We start from the raw sequence: 15,874 nt of genomic DNA on the forward strand, positions 1-15,874 counted from the left end.
GCTCGTCACGATGGTCCGGTTTGCGACATCCTCGCCGCCACGTGCGGATTGCCACTCTTCGGCGATCCTTGTGCGACTTTTTCCTTACGGCTTTCCACGCTCCCAGGATCCCCGGCGCAAAAGACGCGTCTTTGAGCCGGGCTCACACGTTTGGGGGCGCACCCTCGATCGGGCGTCCGATCACCCCCGGTCGCTTCTGCCACGGCAACGGGCCACCGGGGGGCCGGTAGTCGACGCCGAGCGCGTCAAGGCGCTTGTAGTGGGCGGTCATTCGCCGCTCGAAATCCGCGAAGTCGCGATCGGCGGGGGCAGCCAGGGCGGACCAGGCGACCTCGGCGAAGGCGGCGAGCCGCGGGAAGACCTGGTAGTCGACGCGGGAACGGTCCTGCATCACCTCGGTCCAGACATTGGCCTGGGTGCCGAGGATGTGCGCGGCGGCCTCGGGCGAGAGGGCCGGCGGGACGGGCTCGAAGCGGTAGACGTCCTCAAGGGTGCGCACGTATCCGATGGGCATCGGCTCCTCCGCCCCGCCGTGCTGGCGGTGATCCAGGTACACCTGCTGCTGGGGGCACATGACGACGTCGTGACCGGCCTCGGCGGCGGCGATGCCGCCGGCGTATCCACGCCAGGAAGAGACGGCGGCGCCGGGGGCGAGGCCGCCCTGAAGGATCTCGTCCCAGCCGATGAGGCGACGGCCGCGATCGCGAAGCCAGGTGTCGAAGTGACGGATGAACCAGGACTGGAGCTCGTCCTCGTCGGCCAGGCCGAGTTCCTCGATACGGGCCTGGGCCGCCGGGGACGCCTTCCACTGGTCCTTGAGGCATTCGTCGCCGCCGACGTGGACGAACGGCGAGACGGCGGCGGGGAAGAGACCGAGGATCTCCTCGAAGACGCCCTCGTAGAAGCGGAGGGTGTTGTCAGTGGGGGCGAGTACGTTCGGGTTGATGCCCCAGTTGTCCCAGACGGAGAGGGTTGTTGTGTCGATGACGTCGGTGTTGCCCAGTTCCGGATATGCGGCGACGGCGGCCTGCGAGTGGCCGGGGATGTCGATCTCGGGGACGACGGCGATATGCCGCTCGGCGGCGTAGGCGACGATCTCGCGGATGTCGTCCTGGCTGTAGTAACCGCCGTGCGGCCGCTCGTCCCAGAGCTCGGAGGCCCGGTGGCCGTATTTGGTGCGTGCCCGCCACGCGCCGATGTCCGTGAGCCTGGGGTAGCGCTTGATCTCGATACGCCAGCCCTGGTCGTCGGTGAGGTGGAAGTGGAAGACGTTCAGTTTGTGTGCGGCGAGGAGGTCCAGACAGCGCAGGACGTCGTCCTTGGGCAGGAAGTGCCGTGAGACGTCGAGCATCAGACCGCGCCATGCGAAGCGGGGTGCGTCCTCGATGACCTGATGCGCGATGCCCCGCCAGACTTCCGGGTCGACGCATGCCCGGCGGTAGGCGTCCGGGCCGAGGAGCTGACGGAGCGTCTGCGCTCCCCAGAACACCCCGGCCGCGGTGCCGCCCACGATCTCGACGCCGGACGCGACCGACAGGCGGTACGCCTCGCGCTGAAGAGACGGATCGATCCGCAGCGTGATGGTGTGCGCGGCGCCCGCCACCCCTGGGGGCAGTTCGCGTCCCAGAGCGCTGCCGAGGGTCGTACGCAGCCAGCGGGCGACGCCCTCGGTGCCGGGCGCCGCCGCGATTGCGGTACCGGTACCGAGCACGAAGGAGGTGCGGTACGGGCCCTCGACTGCGCGCGGCGCGGGGATCAGATCTGTAGGGCTCATTGCGTCAGTCCTTCACCGCGCCGCCCAGGCCGGAAACCAGGCGTCGCTGTACGAGTACGAAGAAGACGAGCACCGGCACGGTCATCACGGTGGACGCCGCCATGATGCCGCCCCAGTCGTTCTCGTCCGGCTTGAAGAAGACCAGCAGCGCCATCGGCAGCGTCGACTGGGAGGTGTCGCTGATGATGAAGGACTTGGCGAACAGGAAGTCGTTCCACGTCGAGATGAACGAGAACACGCTCGTCGCCACGAGCCCCGGGAAGACCAGTGGGAACAGGATCTGCCACAGGAACCGCGTCCGGCTCGCGCCGTCGATGTACGCGGCCTCCTCCAGGGCTTGGGGGACCGCCTTCACAAAGCCCCGCAGCATCCAGATCGCGAACGGCAGCGAGAAGGCGATGTGCGGCAGGATCAGCGAGCCGAGGGTGTTCAGCTGGCCCAAGTCCCGCATCAGGAAGAACAGCGGGATGGTCAGCGCCTCGATCGGCACCATCTGGGCGACCAGGAACATGATCAGCAAGGTCGTCCTGAACTTGAAGCGGAACCGCGTCACCGCGGTCGCTGCCAGGAAGGCGATCAGCGCGGACGCGATCACGACCACGCCGGCCACGAACAGGCTGTTGAGGAAATAGCGGCCGAATTCCTGCTGTTCGAAGACGCGGCGGAAGGAGTCGAGCGAGGGGGAAAGCGTCCAGGGACGGGCCTCGGTGGACTGGATCTCGCCCGCCGGTTTGAACGCCGAGAGAACCATCCAGTACAGCGGGAAGGCCACGACGACCGCGATGACGAGCGCCGATGCCTCGGCGGCGAGCCGCCAGGGGCGGCGAATGCTGGGCAGGCTCACAGTGCTTCTCCCTGGCGTCGCAGCAGTCGCAGATACACGAGAGTGACCGCCAGCAGAATCAGCAGCATCACGATGCCGATGGCGGAGCCCAGGCTGTACTGGGAGGACGCGAAGGCCTTCTGATAGGCGTACACGTTGAGCACGAGATTCTGGCCGGCGATGCCGCCGCCGTTCGTCATCACGTAAATCTGGGTGAAGACCTTGAAGTCCCAGATGATCGACTGAATCGTGACGACGACAAGAATGGGGCGGAGCATCGGGGCGGTGACGGAGCGCCAGATTCTGTACTGGGACGCGCCGTCCAGTGAGGCCGCTTCCAGGACTTCGGAGGGGATCGCCTTGATGCCCGCGTACACGGTCACCATCACGAACGGGAACGAGCACCAGACGACTTCGAGGAGTACGAGCGCGAAGGCGCTGTAGCGCCCGTACGTCCAGGAGAAGTCGCCGAGGCCGAGGAGACGGTTGACCGGTCCGTAGTCCGGGTCGAAGAGGAAGACCCAGACGGTGGAGCCGGTGATGGCGGGGGTCGCCCAGGCGCCGAGGGCGGCGAGCATGAGGGCGAGCCGTGGGAGGGCGCGTATGCGCGTCAGCAGGACGGCGAGGGCGCAGCCGGCGGTGAGGGTGGCGAGCACACAGGCGGCGGCGAAGACGACTGTGGCCACCAGGACCTGCCAGAACTGGCTGTCGGCGAGGAGAGTGCGGTAGTTGCCGAGGCCCTGGAAGGTGGTCGGCTCGCCGCCGCTGACCTGGGCCTGGGTGTACTCGAGGAAGGAGATCAGGCCGAGCTGATAGATCGGGTAGACGAGCAGCGCAGCCAGGATGAGGAGCGCGGGCGCGAGATACAGCCAGGGGGTCCGGGCCCCGGCCCTCCGCCGGACGCTCCGGTCGCCGGGGCCAGAACCCCCGGCCGCTTTGCGGACGTTGGGCACGCGTGCGGGCCGCTCCTTGGGCCCGGCGGCGCCGACGACGGAGGAGCCGCGGACTGACGCGCCCGGGAGGCCGGAGGCCGTAGCCGCCCGGCGGGGCGCGTACGCCCCATCGACGGCCGAAGCGGCCGCACCACCAGCAGACGCCTCGCCCGGCGGACCGGCGGCGCCGGCTGCCGAGATACCCGCCGACGCGGCCGCCCCCTCCGTGGCCCGTGTTCCCGGGGGCGCGGGCTCGCGCGTGGCCGGGGTGTTCGGGCCGTTCGGGGTGTTCGGGGTGCCCGGGGTGCCCGGGGTGCTCGGGGTGTTCGGTCCTGGTTCCGAGCCGTTTGTCATCGCGCTCAGCCCGCCGCGGCGAACGCCGTGTCCATCTTCTTCGCCGCGTCACCCGACGCCGCCGCCACGTCCTTCTTGCCGCTGACGATCTCCTGGAACATCGTCGGCAGCACCAGTGACGCGTCGATCTGGCCCCAGCCCGGCGAGGCCGGTACGAACTTCGCGCCCGCGCCCAGCGTCCGTACGAACGGCTCGACGAACGGCTCCTTCTTCGCGACCTGGGCCCGCACATCCGTGTACGTCGGCAGGAAGCCCATCGCGTCGAAGAGCTCGCGCTGTGTCTCCTTGCCCGCGAACTGCTTCATCAGGTCCACCGCCGGCGTGCGGTGCGAACTGCTCTTCAGTACGCCGATGTTGTTGCCGCCCGCGAAGGCCGGCGCGATCGAGCCCGCCTCCCTGCCCGGCAGCGGCACCACCGCGTACTTGCCCTTCACCGCGCCCGCCTCCACCGCCTGGTGGCTGAAGTCCCCGCCGATCGCCATCGCCGCCTTGCCGGAGGCGAAGGCCGTCACCGTCGCATTGCCGCCCATCGACGCGCACTTCGCGGCCGGGCAGTTGTCGTCGCCGAAGAGCGAGGTGTACGCCGTGATGCCCTTCTGCGCGGCCGGGCTGTTGATGGCCGCCTTGTACGAACCGCCGCTCTCCTGCGCCAGTTCGCCGCCGTGCGCCCAGATGAAGGGCATCGCGCCATAGGTGTACGCGCCGCCGACCGCGAGCCCGTACAGCTCCGGCTTCGCCTTGTGGATCTTCTTGGCGGTGGCGATCAGCTCGTCCTGGGTCTTGGGGGCCGCTATCCCCAGTTCCTTGAGGACATCGGTGCGGTAGTAGAGCGCGCGTACGCCGACGAAGAGCGGGGCGCCGTAGATCTTGCCGTCGACGGTGACCGACTGCTTGGCCGTCGGGTCGATGTCCTTGGCCTCGTCCCAGGCGGTGAACTCCTCGCCGACGTCGGCGAGTCCGCCGTCCTTGACGTAGCCGGCGGTGTCGGTGTTGCCGTACTCGATCAGGTCCGGCGCGCTCTTCGGGTCGTTGAAGGCGGCCTTGATCCGCTGGGCGCGGGTCTCCACCGGTATGTACTCGACCTCGACCTCGGCCCCCTTGTGCGCCTTGCGGAACGTGGCGACGGCGGCGTCGACGACCTGCTCCTTGGGCTTGTTGTTGACCTCCTGGAAGAGCCAGACGCGCAGGGTGCCGCTCTTGTCGTCCTTCTTGGCGCTGTTGTCGGACGTCTGGGGGGCGCAGGCGGTGGCGGTGAGACCCGCCAGCACAAAGACGGCGGCCGGGGCGGCGATTCGGGCGATGAGCTTCATGCGTGGTCCCCCACGAGTAGGCGTTGCACCATACGCAACGGGCGTTTCGTTCTGCACAACAGCAGGAGGCTAAGGGCGCGCCAACAACCGGACAAGAGGTCTCAACCACTCTGTGACCAGCAGACGCACCCCTTGCAACGCAAACGGCCCCCGGGACGCGCACGAATGCGTATCCCGGGGGCCGTCCCCGGCGGAAGGACTACTCGGAAGGACTGCTTCCAGCTGCTTCTAGGTGCTTCTAGCTACTTCTTGTCCTTGCCGCTCTTGTCCTTGTCGCCGCCAGTGCTCATGGACTCGTAGATCTCCTTGCACATCGGACAGACCGGGTACTTCTTGGGGTCGCGCCCCGGAACCCAGACCTTCCCGCACAGTGCCACCACAGGAGTGCCGTCGAGGGCACTCGCCATGATCTTGTCCTTCTGGACGTAATGGGCGAAGCGCTCGTGGTCGCCATCGCCGTGCGACGTCTGCGGCGTCGGCTCTACGAGGGTCCCCGTGCCTGTCCCGCGCTCGGGCTCAAGAGTGCTCATAACTGCCAAGGGTACTGAAGGCCGCGCCGCTCAGTTCAGCGAAGGGTCGTCCGGGTACGTGGCGAACATGGCGAGTTCGTTGCGCTGCCGCCGCAGCACCGCCCGCCACAGGCTCTCCGGCCGCGGCGAGGACACATCACCCGGCTCCGACTCGACGACGTACCAAGCGCCCTCGCTGAGCTCGTCCTCCAGCTGGCCGGGCCCCCATCCGGCGTACCCCGCGAAGATCCGCAGCGATCCGAGCACCGCGCCGAGCAGCTCCGGCGGGGCCTCCAGGTCGACCAGACCGATCGCGCCGTACACCCGCCGCCAGCCGAGCGGCCCCTCGTCACCCGGTATGACGGCGACCCCCAGCGCCGAGTCGAGGGAGACCGGGCCACCCTGGAACACCACGCCCGGCTCGCCCGTGAGCGCGGCCCAGGACTCCAGGATGTCGCCGACGATCACCGGGGTGGGCCGGTTGAGGACCACGCCGAGCGAGCCCTCGTCGTCGTGGTCGAGCAGCAGAACCACCGCCCGGTCGAAGTTCGGGTCCGCCAGGGCAGGAGTGGCGACGAGCAGCCGCCCTGTGAGCGAGGACACCTCCGTCATGCGAGACATGATCCCGCATCTTCGCCCTGTGCGGGGGGCGGGCGGCGGAGTGTAGCGAGCGCGCAGCTCAGGGCGTAACACGACCGGGGGGCGCACGAGCCTGGGGCGGTGACGCTCCGGAATGCAGTGGCGACCCAGCGTGTTGTACCAGATTCATTACGCACCCTGACGGTCCTTGGCCTTACGGGACTGGGGTAGACGCCCCTTACCCTTTTCACTGGCCCCCTGCCCGCCCTCCCCCTCGCTCCACTGGGGGGACCCTCCGGAACGCGAGATTCATGACCGGCACAGACGATGTACTGCTTGTCCACGGCGGAACCCCGCTGGAGGGCGAGATCCGCGTCCGCGGCGCGAAGAACCTCGTGCCAAAAGCGATGGTCGCAGCCCTTCTGGGCAGCGAGCCGAGCCGACTGCGCAATGTGCCCGACATCCGTGATGTGCGCGTCGTACGCGGGCTGCTGCAGCTGCACGGAGTGACGGTCCTGCCCGGTGACGAGCCGGGTGAGCTGGTACTCGACCCGTCGCACGTCGAGAGCGCGAACGTCGCGGACATCGACGCGCACGCCGGCTCTTCGCGCATCCCGATCCTCTTCTGCGGCCCGCTGCTGCACCGGCTCGGCCACGCCTTCATTCCGGGTCTCGGCGGCTGCGACATCGGCGGCCGGCCCATCGACTTCCACTTCGAGGTGCTGCGCCAGTTCGGCGCGACGATCGAGAAGCGGGCGGACGGCCAGTATCTGGAGGCCCCGCAGCGGCTGCGCGGCTGCAAGATCACGCTGCCGTACCCGTCGGTCGGCTCGACCGAGCAGGTGCTGCTGACGGCGGTGCTCGCGGAGGGCGTCACCGAGCTGTCCAACGCGGCGGTGGAGCCGGAGATCGAGGACCTCATCTGCGTACTGCAGAAGATGGGCGCGATCATCTCCATGGACACCGACCGGACGATCCGGATCACCGGTGTCGACAAGCTCGGCGGCTACACCCACCGGGCGATCCCGGACCGCCTGGAGGCGGCGTCCTGGGCGTCGGCCGCCCTGGCGACCGAGGGCAACATCTATGTGCGCGGCGCCCAGCAGCGCTCGATGATGACGTTCCTCAACACCTACCGCAAAGTGGGTGGCGCCTTCGAGATCGACGACGAGGGCATCCGCTTCTGGCACCCGGGCGGCTCGCTCAACGCGATCGCCCTGGAGACGGACGTGCACCCCGGTTTCCAGACCGACTGGCAGCAGCCGCTGGTGGTGGCCCTGACCCAGGCGGCGGGCCTGTCCATCGTCCACGAGACGGTGTACGAGTCGCGGCTCGGCTTCACCTCCGCGCTCAACCAGATGGGCGCACACATCCAGCTGTACCGCGAGTGCCTGGGCGGCTCCCACTGCCGCTTCGGCCAGCGCAACTTCCTGCACTCGGCGGTCGTATCCGGCCCGACGAAGCTCCAGGGCGCCGACCTGGTCATCCCTGACCTGCGCGGCGGCTTCTCGTACCTGATCGCGGCGCTCGCGGCGCAGGGCACGTCACGGGTCCACGGCATCGACCTGATCAACCGCGGCTATGAGAACTTCATGGAGAAGCTCGAGAAGCTGGGCGCGAAGGTGGAGCTCCCGGGCGGCAGGCTCGTCTGACCAGGACCGGCCTCAGTACGGAAGGCTGAGCCCTCTGTACTGAGGCTGCGCCTTGCGAACCGAGGCGGCGCGCCCGTACTGAGGCTGCGTCGTCCGTACCGAGGCTCAGCCCGCAGTACATACGCCAATGGGCGGCCATCCCCGGCAGGGGTGGCCGCCCATCGGCTTGCCCAGGTGGATTACTTACCCTTGGCGGCTTCCTTGAGCTTGGAGCCCGCGGAGACCTTCACGCTGTAGCCGGCCGGGATCTGGATCGGGTCGCCGGTCTGCGGGTTACGCGCGGTGCGAGCGGCACGGTGGGTGCGCTCGAAGGTCAGGAAGCCGGGGATCGTGACCTTCTCGTCGCCCTTGGCGACGACCTCGCCGACGGTCTCGGCGAGCGCGGCCAGCACGGCGTCGGCGTCCTTGCGGGTCACCTCGGCACGGTCGGCCAGCGCGGCCACCAGCTCACTGCGGTTCATGTTGTTACTCCCGTGTTCTTCTTGCCTGTGAGGCGTGAGATCGAAGCCGATGCTGCCAGGGCCCTCGGACAGTCCCCGGACCCGGGTCTGCTGTCAGACCCTCGCGCCCGAATAAGCATCCTGCCCCCACCAGCGGCGGGAAAGCCAATCCGGCACCCTCCGGAGTCACACGAAAAGCGCCACGGCCTCGTCGTGGTGACGTTCCGTCCACTCGGTGGAGACTCCTTGGAGCCGCGAGCCGCGGGGCTCATGGTCCGCCACCCTAGAGCGGCAGTCGCGGACCCGCGACTCGCGACGCGCCGGGCGTCATACCGACGTGTGGCCTGTCACAGCCGCTCCGGCCGCCTTCGCGGCGTTGCGGACCGCTCCCGCGACAGCTCCGGCGACCTTGTCGTTGAAGACGGACGGGATGATGTAGTTCGGGTTGAGTTCGTCCTCCGTGACGACGTCCGCGAGCGCGGTCGCCGCCGCGAGCATCATCTCCGTGTTGACCGTGCGGGACTGCGCGTCCAGCAGGCCGCGAAAGACGCCCGGGAAGACCAGCACATTGTTGATCTGGTTGGGGAAGTCGGACCGGCCCGTGGCCACAACTGCCGCCGTCCGACGGGCGATTGCCGGCTCGACCTCGGGGTCGGGGTTCGCAAGCGCGAACACGATCGCGCCCTCGGCCATCGCCGCGACATCCTCCGCGCCCAGCACGTTGGGCGCGGACACGCCGATGAAGACGTCCGCGCCGACGACCGCTTCCTTGAGCGTGCCGGTGACGCCCTCGGGGTTGGTGTTGTCGGCGATCCAGCGCAGCGGCGACTCGGCCGCCGCGTCCACCAGGTCCTCGCGGACCGCGTGCACAACGCCGTGGATGTCGGCCACGACGGCGTGCTTGACACCTGCTGCGATCAGCAGTTTCAGGATGGCCGTACCGGCGGCGCCCGCGCCGGACATGACGACCCTTACGTCACCGACCGCTTTGCCGACCACGCGCAGCGCGTTGGTCAGCGCGGCCAGCACGACGATCGCGGTGCCGTGCTGGTCGTCATGGAAGACCGGGATGTCGAGCGCCTCACGCAGCCGCGCCTCGATCTCGAAGCAGCGGGGCGCCGAGATGTCCTCGAGGTTGATGCCCGCGAAGCCGGGGGCGATCGCCTTGACGATCGCGACGATCTCGTCGGTGTCCTGGGTGTCCAGGCACAGCGGCCAGGCGTCGATGCCGGCGAAGCGCTTGAAGAGGGCCGCCTTGCCCTCCATCACCGGCAGCGCGGCCATGGGGCCGATGTTGCCGAGGCCGAGTACGGCGGAGCCGTCGGTCACCACCGCAACCGAGTTGCGCTTGATGGTGAGGCGGCGGGCGTCCTCGGGATTCTCGGCAATCGCCATGCACACCCGTGCCACACCGGGGGTGTAGATCATCGAGAGATCGTCACGGTTGCGGATGGGGTGCTTGGACTGCATCTCGATCTTGCCGCCGAGGTGCATCAGGAACGTACGGTCGGAGACCTTGCCGAGGACGACGCCCTCGATCTTGCGCAGTTCCTCGACGATCTCGTCGGCGTGCGTGGTGGAGGTCGCCGCGATCGTGACGTCGATCCTCAGCTTCTCGTGGCCGGAAGCGGTCACGTCCAGGCCGGTCACAGAACCGCCGGAGGACTCCACGGCCGTGGTCAGCTGGGAGACCGCGGTTCCGCTCGCGGGCACCTCCAGCCGGACCGTCATCGAGTACGAGACGCTGGGCGCCGTTGCCATGACCGGGTTCCTCTGCTTTCCCTAGCTTCATTGCCATGCGGCCGTGGCTGGTGCCCGGCAACGCTCTCCGATGGTCGCACCTACCTGCGAGTAGCAGGTAATAGTGTTCGTTTAGTTTTCGGAAAGGATTTTCCACCATGCGAGATACGACGCTTCCGGCGGAAGCCACCAATGAGACAGGTCCGCGTCACCTCGCGGTGACGCGGACCTGTCTCTCGTACGAATAAGTGGCACCGACCCGCCATGCTCGCCTCGCGGCAAGTGGTCGCTCGTAGCGACGAAGGTTGGGCCCGGGGGCTTGGATCGAGCCGGTGCCACAACCAGGCTAACACTGTGCTTTTCCCGGGGGACCCTGCCGGACCCCCGGCCCCGGAAAGCGATCCCCGCATCGTGGACTGACTGTCCCTCAGTCCCGCAACAGGTCCGGCACACCCTTCGCGTCCGGTTCGTCACGCCGGTCCGAGACCACCGTCAGCTGCTGGGTCGCCCGGGTCAGCGCCACGTACAGCACCCGCAGCCCGGCAGGGGACTCGTCCGCGATCTCCGCGGGCGAGACGACGACCGTCGCGTCGTACTCCAGACCCTTCGCCTCGAGCGAACCGAGCGCGACCACACGTTCGCCGAGCCCGGCCAGCCAACGCGCCGCCTGCTCGCGCCGGTTCATCGCGACGACCACGCCGACCGTGCCGTCGACCCGGTCCAGCAGGCGCTGGGCCTCGGCTCGTACGGTCTGGGCCGGATTCCCGTCACGTACGACCGCGAAGCGCGGCTGCACGCCCGTGGAGCGGACCGCGGACGGGGACTGCATACCGGGCATGGCCAGCGCCAGCACCTTGGCCGCGAGCTCGGCGATCTCGGCCGGGTTGCGGTAGTTGACCGTGAGCTGGAAACGGCGGCGCGGGCGGGAGCCGAGCGCCTCGTCACGGGCCTCGGCAGCCTCGTCCGGGGACGACCAGGACGACTGCGCCGGGTCGCCGACGACCGTCCAGGTCGCGTGCCGGCCGCGGCGGCCGACCATCCGCCACTGCATGGGGGTCAGGTCCTGCGCCTCGTCGACGATCACATGCGCGTACTCGGTACGTTCCTGAGCCAGCCGCTCGGCCCGTTCGCGCTGGGTCTCCTCGCGCTGCGGCATCAGCTCCTCCAGACCGGTGAGCTGGTCCAGCGGATCGAGTTCGCGTCTGCGCCTGGGGCGGGCGAGGGTGCCCAGCAGCGTCTGCAGCTCGTCGAGGAGCGCCACGTCGTGCACGGACAGCGCCTCGCGGCGCAGGGAGCGGGCGAGGCGGCGTACCTCGCCGGGGTTGAGGACCCGGCGCGCCCAGCGGCCGAGCAGCCTCTCGTCGGCCATCGCGGTGAGCACCCGGCGCGGGGTGAGCTCGGGCCACCAGGCGTCCAGGAAGCCGATGAAGGCGTCCTCGGCGGTCACGTCCTCGTCGAAGGAGGACCGCAGCTCGGCTGCGAGCTCGTGGTCCGTGTGACGGGTCGCGGCGCCCGACTTGGCGTACAGGGCGTCGAGCAGCAGCCTGCGGGCACGCGGGCGCAGCAGATTGACCGGGGCGGTGCCGCCGAGAACGTTGTGGCGGATGCGCTGGAGCTCTTCGGCCTCGAGCTCGATGCGGCGCCCGAAGGCGACGACGCGCAGCCGGTCGGGCGCTCTGGACGGGGCCTGGGGCTCCTCGCCGAAGGCGAGCTGCCCCGTCGGCTCCCCCGCGGGTCCCGACAGCTCCAGTGCGCCTCGCGCGGCATGGCGCAGCACCTTCAGCATCCGCGAGGAGCCCTTGACGCGGGCCACGGCAGGCTCGTCGTACGCCGTGGCCTCCACGCCGTCCACCAGATTGCCGACCGCGCGGATCGCGACCTGCCCCTCCTCGCCCAGCGAGGGCAGCACGCCTTCGGTGTACGCCACGAGCAGCGGGGTCGGCGAGACGATCAGGATGCCGCCCGCGTACCGCCGGCGGTCCTGGTAGAGCAGATACGCCGCCCGGTGCAGCGCCACCGCGGTCTTGCCGGTGCCGGGCCCGCCCTCCACATAGGTGACGGACGCGGCGGGGGCCCGGATCACCATGTCCTGCTCCGCCTGGATGGAGGCGACGATGTCCCGCATGGTGTGGCTGCGGGCCTGCCCGAGGGCCGCCATCAGCGCGCCGTCCCCGATGACCGGGAGCTTGGCCCCGTCCAGCGCAGCGGTCAGCTCCGGACGCATCAGGTCGTCCTCGACGCCGAGGACCTTGCGGCCCTTGGAGCGGATGACCCGGCGGCGTACCACCCGGCCCGGATCGACCGGGGTCGAGCGGTAGAAGGGCGCGGCCGCCGGGGCGCGCCAGTCGATGACCAGCGGCGCGTAGTCGGAGTCGAGGACTCCGATACGGCCGATGTGCAGGGTCTCCCCGATGTCGGCCGTGTTGTCCGGCCGTACGGCGTCGTCCGCGGGCTCGATCGAGGTGTACGCGCCGTCCGGGCCCTTCTTGCCGTCCTTGCCGTGGAGCAGGTCGATCCGGCCGAACAGGAAGTCCTCGAACTCGTTGTTCAGCCGGTTGAGGTGCACGCCCGCGCGGAAGACCTGGGCGTCCCGCTCGGCGAGCGCGCCGGGCGTGCCGACCTGCCCGCGTTTGGCGGCGTCGTGCATGAGGAATTCCGCCTCGTGGATCTTCTCCTCGAGGCGGCGGTACACCTGATTGAGATGTTCCTGCTCGATACCGATCTCTCGGTTTCGTACGGAATCGACACCGCGATCAGCGGTTTCGACAGCGGCATCCTGCGCGGCCACCGAGGCCCCCTTCTGACGTGCACTGGGCAGCCGTCAACCGTACGCGAAGGGGGCGAATATGTCAGGCTTCGACCTCCACCAGTCGCTTGCCGTCGAAGGTGCGGACCTCGAAGTGGTCGATGTCGTTCCGGTCCATCGCCGCTCCGCCGTGGACGTAGAGCGGGTTCTTGGACGCCTCGGTCGGGCCGTCCACGATGCCGTAACCCCACTTCGGGACGGCCCAGGAGGTCACAACCTCTTCCTCGCCGCTCTTGGAGACTGCGATCAGATTGCACTTGAGCGGGCCCTTGACGTTCTTCAGCTCGAGAACGGTGTGGGTGCCCCAGCCCTTCTCCTCCAGGCCGACGGTCGCGCTGACCTTGGTGGTCGCGTCCGTGGCCCGAACCTTTTCGTCCATGTGGTTGAAGAAGGCGTCCTCGGCGGGACTGGTGGGGTGCGGCTCGGTGAGCGCCTGATTGTTGCCGGTGTCGTCCGCCGTGACCACGACCGCGACGGCGGGACCGCCGATGATCAGGGCCGCGGCGGCAGCGACCAGATACATGCCGCGCCGGCGCTTTGCCGCGCGCTTGGCCGCGACCTCGTCGAGCAGTCCGCCGAGCAGCTGCGGGCTGGGCGCGGTGGGCACCACAGGGACCGGCCGCGGCGGCGGGAAGTCGGAGTACCGCATGCCGGGCAGGTTCACCACATTCGGCTGTTGCACCGGCGCCGGGGCCTCCGCCAGCATGGCCAGCATCGGCTCCATCCCGGAGAACTCCTCGAGGTGGGCGGCGCAGACGTCGCAGCCCGCCAGGTGCGCCTCGAAGGCGGAGGCGTCTCGTTCGTCCAGAATGCCGAGCACATACGCGCCGACGGCATCGTGTACGGATTCCTGTTCATGCATGGTCATGCCGTGACCCCCCTCTCCTCCAGAGCGAGCTTCATGGAACGGAGTGCGTAGAACACCCGGGACCGCACCGTCCCACTGGGTATGCCGAGCGTCTCGGCCGCCTCATTGACCGTGCGCCCCTTGAAATACGTCTCGACAAGGACTTCCCGGTGGGCGGGCGTCAAATCATCGAGCGCATCTGAGAGCGTCATCAGCCACAACGCCTTGTCGATCTCGTCCTCCGCGGGCATGACCTCCAGCGGCGACGGATCGACCTCCTGCGGCCGGGCCTGCCGGCTGCGGTGACCGTCGATGACGATGCGACGTGCGACCGTCACCAGCCAGGGTCGGACAGAGCCGGTGGCTCGGTTGAGCTGACCGGCGTTCTTCCAGGCACGGATGAGCGTCTCCTGCACCACGTCCTCGGCTCGCTGGCGATCGCCGGCGACGAGGCGGAGTACATAAGCAAGCAAAGGTCCCGCATGTTCGCGATACAGCGCGCGCATCAGTTCCTCGTCAGGTGCTGAGGAGTCGTTGCGTGGCTTCTCGCTGCGATGGCGGGCCCTTTGCGGTCGGTCATCGGCCACGGCGGCATCCTTGCGCACCTGAACCTCCTGGTCGAGACCCTGATCTTGGCTGACTGCTTCTCCCCCATCACTACGGGGGTCGCGATCAGATCACTCAACGTCCCGCCAAAAAAGTTTCAAGATCTTTTGCGAAGTACCCGGGCCCCGCCTCAGGCCCTCGCCACGGCAGCCCTGCGCCGGTGTCTGGCGACCCGTTCGCGGTTCCCGCACACCTCGCTGGAGCACCAGCGCCGCCGCCGTCCGCGGGAGGTGTCCAGATAGACGCGGCGGCAGTTGTCACCCTCGCACTGCCGCAGCCTCGCCCTGGCCACCGGGTCGGTCAGCAGATCCACCGCGTCGCGTGCGACGGCCGCGAGCAGTTCCCCGCACTCGGGCGCGGCGCTCAGTGCCCGTACGAGCGAGCCCTGCGCGTCGCGTACGGCCCGGATGCCGGGCGGCGCTCCCGCGGCGAGGGCGTTGATCCGCTCCAGCGCGGACTCGGCGCCGCAGCCGTCGATCTGAGCCCGTACCAACTGGCCCACATGGTCCCGAAGTTCGACGAAGCGCCCCACCCACTGGCCCTCGACGGGCGCGAGCACGGTGCCCGCGGGCACCAGAGCGGCGCCGACCAGCCACCGGCCGAGCTGCCCCGGCCCGTCCAGCGGCTCGGGCCCGCCGGTGGCCGCCTCCGCGGTCGCCACCAGATCGAGGCAGAGCCGCCCGGAGTCGAACCTCCAGTCGTACGCGGCCGCAGCCGTCGCGCCTACCGCCATGCGCATGTCACCGCCTTGGGTCTCTGCCGGGTCTGCTGGGTCTGCCGGGTCTAGCCACCAGAGTGCCCCTCCGGGCGTGCGGCCGGAACCCCTCCTCACGTCGCAGGGGTGAACTTCCGCCACTCGTCAGGGCGTCGGCGGGTCGTCGTGCAGGATCCGCTGGAAGAGGCGGTGGTCGCGCCAGGCGCCGTCGATGTGCAGATAGCGCGACGCCATGCCGATCAGCTCGAAGGAGCACTTGATGAGGACGCGCTGGGAGGCGGCGTTGGCGATGAGGGCGCCCGCCTGAACGCGGTGCAGACCCAAGTCCTCGCGGGCGGCCCGGCATACCTCCTCGACGGCGCGCGTGGCGAGCCCGCGACCGGTGTACGCCTCGTCGATCCAGTAGCCGAGATTCGCGCTCCGGAACGGTCCGAGGGCGATACCGGAGAGGGTGAACTCGCCGATGACGCGCGAGCCTTCGGTGAAATGCCAGCGCCTGGTGAGCGGATGGGGGGCCAGGCGGGCGGCCTGCCCCTCGGGGGTGAAGAACGCGGCGGGGCGGTCGGGTTCCCAGGGACGCATATGGTCGCGATTGCGGACCAGCGCTCGCGCGACCTCCACGGCGAGGCGGGCGGCGGCGTCCGGTCCGTCGGGCTCCAGACGTACGGGATCAGCGCTCATCCTGCGTACCGTAGACGCCTGAAACCCTGAACTCTGAAAGACGGAGGGTGTCGGAACGTGGTGGCCCGGTGCCGGTCACGGTCGCGCACTCGGTGGCGGGCCACCG

The 15,874-nt window shown here is 69.2% G+C and carries 14 protein-coding genes; 1 reads left to right on the plus strand and 13 read right to left on the minus strand.

Annotated elements, in window-relative coordinates; translation table 11 throughout:
- Positions 1–142: 142 nt before the first annotated feature.
- The 6 genes from J7E87_RS09680 to J7E87_RS09705 all read right to left on the minus strand — a co-directional run bounded on the left by J7E87_RS09680 (position 143) and on the right by J7E87_RS09705 (position 6,314).
- Entirely contained in the window at positions 143–1,774 is a 1,632-nt protein-coding gene (locus J7E87_RS09680; RefSeq protein ID WP_215092092.1) for a beta-N-acetylhexosaminidase, read from the minus strand.
- 4 nt (positions 1,775–1,778) lie between these two features.
- Positions 1,779–2,618 carry a carbohydrate ABC transporter permease gene (locus tag J7E87_RS09685; RefSeq protein ID WP_215092094.1) on the minus strand — a complete coding sequence of 280 codons (840 nt, stop codon included), beginning with the start codon at positions 2,616–2,618 and terminating at the stop codon, positions 1,779–1,781.
- Positions 2,615–3,550 carry a carbohydrate ABC transporter permease gene (locus tag J7E87_RS09690; protein ID WP_215092153.1) on the minus strand — a complete coding sequence of 312 codons (936 nt, stop codon included), beginning with the start codon at positions 3,548–3,550 and terminating at the stop codon, positions 2,615–2,617. The genes J7E87_RS09685 and J7E87_RS09690 overlap by 4 nt, the downstream gene beginning before the upstream one ends.
- Before the next feature lie 338 nt (positions 3,551–3,888).
- The gene (locus J7E87_RS09695) at positions 3,889–5,193 is read right to left on the minus strand and encodes an extracellular solute-binding protein (RefSeq protein WP_215092096.1); all 1,305 of its coding nucleotides are present in this window, start codon (positions 5,191–5,193) and stop codon (positions 3,889–3,891) included.
- A 242-nt stretch (positions 5,194–5,435) separates the two neighbouring features.
- Entirely contained in the window at positions 5,436–5,723 is a 288-nt protein-coding gene (locus tag J7E87_RS09700) for a DUF3039 domain-containing protein (RefSeq protein ID WP_215092098.1), read from the minus strand.
- Positions 5,724–5,753: 30 nt separating this feature from the next.
- A complete protein-coding gene (locus J7E87_RS09705) occupies positions 5,754–6,314 on the minus strand; it encodes a YqgE/AlgH family protein (RefSeq protein ID WP_215092155.1) in 561 nt (186 codons plus the stop codon).
- A 278-nt stretch (positions 6,315–6,592) separates the two neighbouring features.
- Here J7E87_RS09705 and murA point away from each other — a divergent pair, with 278 nt between their 5' ends.
- Positions 6,593–7,933 carry a UDP-N-acetylglucosamine 1-carboxyvinyltransferase gene (gene murA / locus J7E87_RS09710; protein ID WP_215092100.1) on the plus strand — a complete coding sequence of 447 codons (1,341 nt, stop codon included), beginning with the start codon at positions 6,593–6,595 and terminating at the stop codon, positions 7,931–7,933.
- A 179-nt stretch (positions 7,934–8,112) separates the two neighbouring features.
- Here the strand turns inward: murA and J7E87_RS09715 are convergent, their stop codons facing one another.
- From J7E87_RS09715 to J7E87_RS09745, 7 genes are all read right to left on the minus strand, one after another.
- On the minus strand, positions 8,113–8,394 hold the full coding sequence (locus J7E87_RS09715) for an HU family DNA-binding protein (RefSeq protein ID WP_004571953.1): 282 nt from the start codon (positions 8,392–8,394) through the stop codon (positions 8,113–8,115).
- Between the two features lie 306 nt (positions 8,395–8,700).
- Positions 8,701–10,134 carry an NAD-dependent malic enzyme gene (locus J7E87_RS09720; protein ID WP_215092102.1) on the minus strand — a complete coding sequence of 478 codons (1,434 nt, stop codon included), beginning with the start codon at positions 10,132–10,134 and terminating at the stop codon, positions 8,701–8,703.
- A 406-nt stretch (positions 10,135–10,540) separates the two neighbouring features.
- Complete coding sequence (locus tag J7E87_RS09725) at positions 10,541–12,901, minus strand: UvrD-helicase domain-containing protein (protein ID WP_215092104.1); 2,361 nt, start codon at positions 12,899–12,901, stop codon at positions 10,541–10,543.
- 61 nt (positions 12,902–12,962) lie between these two features.
- Entirely contained in the window at positions 12,963–13,787 is an 825-nt protein-coding gene (locus J7E87_RS09730) for an anti-sigma factor (protein WP_215092106.1), read from the minus strand.
- Positions 13,784–14,371, minus strand: a complete 588-nt coding sequence (locus tag J7E87_RS09735; RefSeq protein WP_142217417.1) for a sigma-70 family RNA polymerase sigma factor — start codon at positions 14,369–14,371, stop codon at positions 13,784–13,786. The genes J7E87_RS09730 and J7E87_RS09735 overlap by 4 nt, the downstream gene beginning before the upstream one ends.
- Before the next feature lie 131 nt (positions 14,372–14,502).
- Positions 14,503–15,105 carry an ABATE domain-containing protein gene (locus J7E87_RS09740; RefSeq protein ID WP_215092157.1) on the minus strand — a complete coding sequence of 201 codons (603 nt, stop codon included), beginning with the start codon at positions 15,103–15,105 and terminating at the stop codon, positions 14,503–14,505.
- A gap of 126 nt (positions 15,106–15,231) precedes the next feature.
- Positions 15,232–15,768, minus strand: coding sequence for a GNAT family N-acetyltransferase (locus J7E87_RS09745; RefSeq protein ID WP_215092108.1), 537 nt, complete (start codon positions 15,766–15,768; stop codon positions 15,232–15,234).
- Positions 15,769–15,874 lie beyond the last annotated feature (106 nt).

The organism is Streptomyces sp. ISL-1 (genome assembly GCF_018614585.1).
Classification (GTDB): domain Bacteria; phylum Actinomycetota; class Actinomycetes; order Streptomycetales; family Streptomycetaceae; genus Streptomyces; species Streptomyces maoxianensis.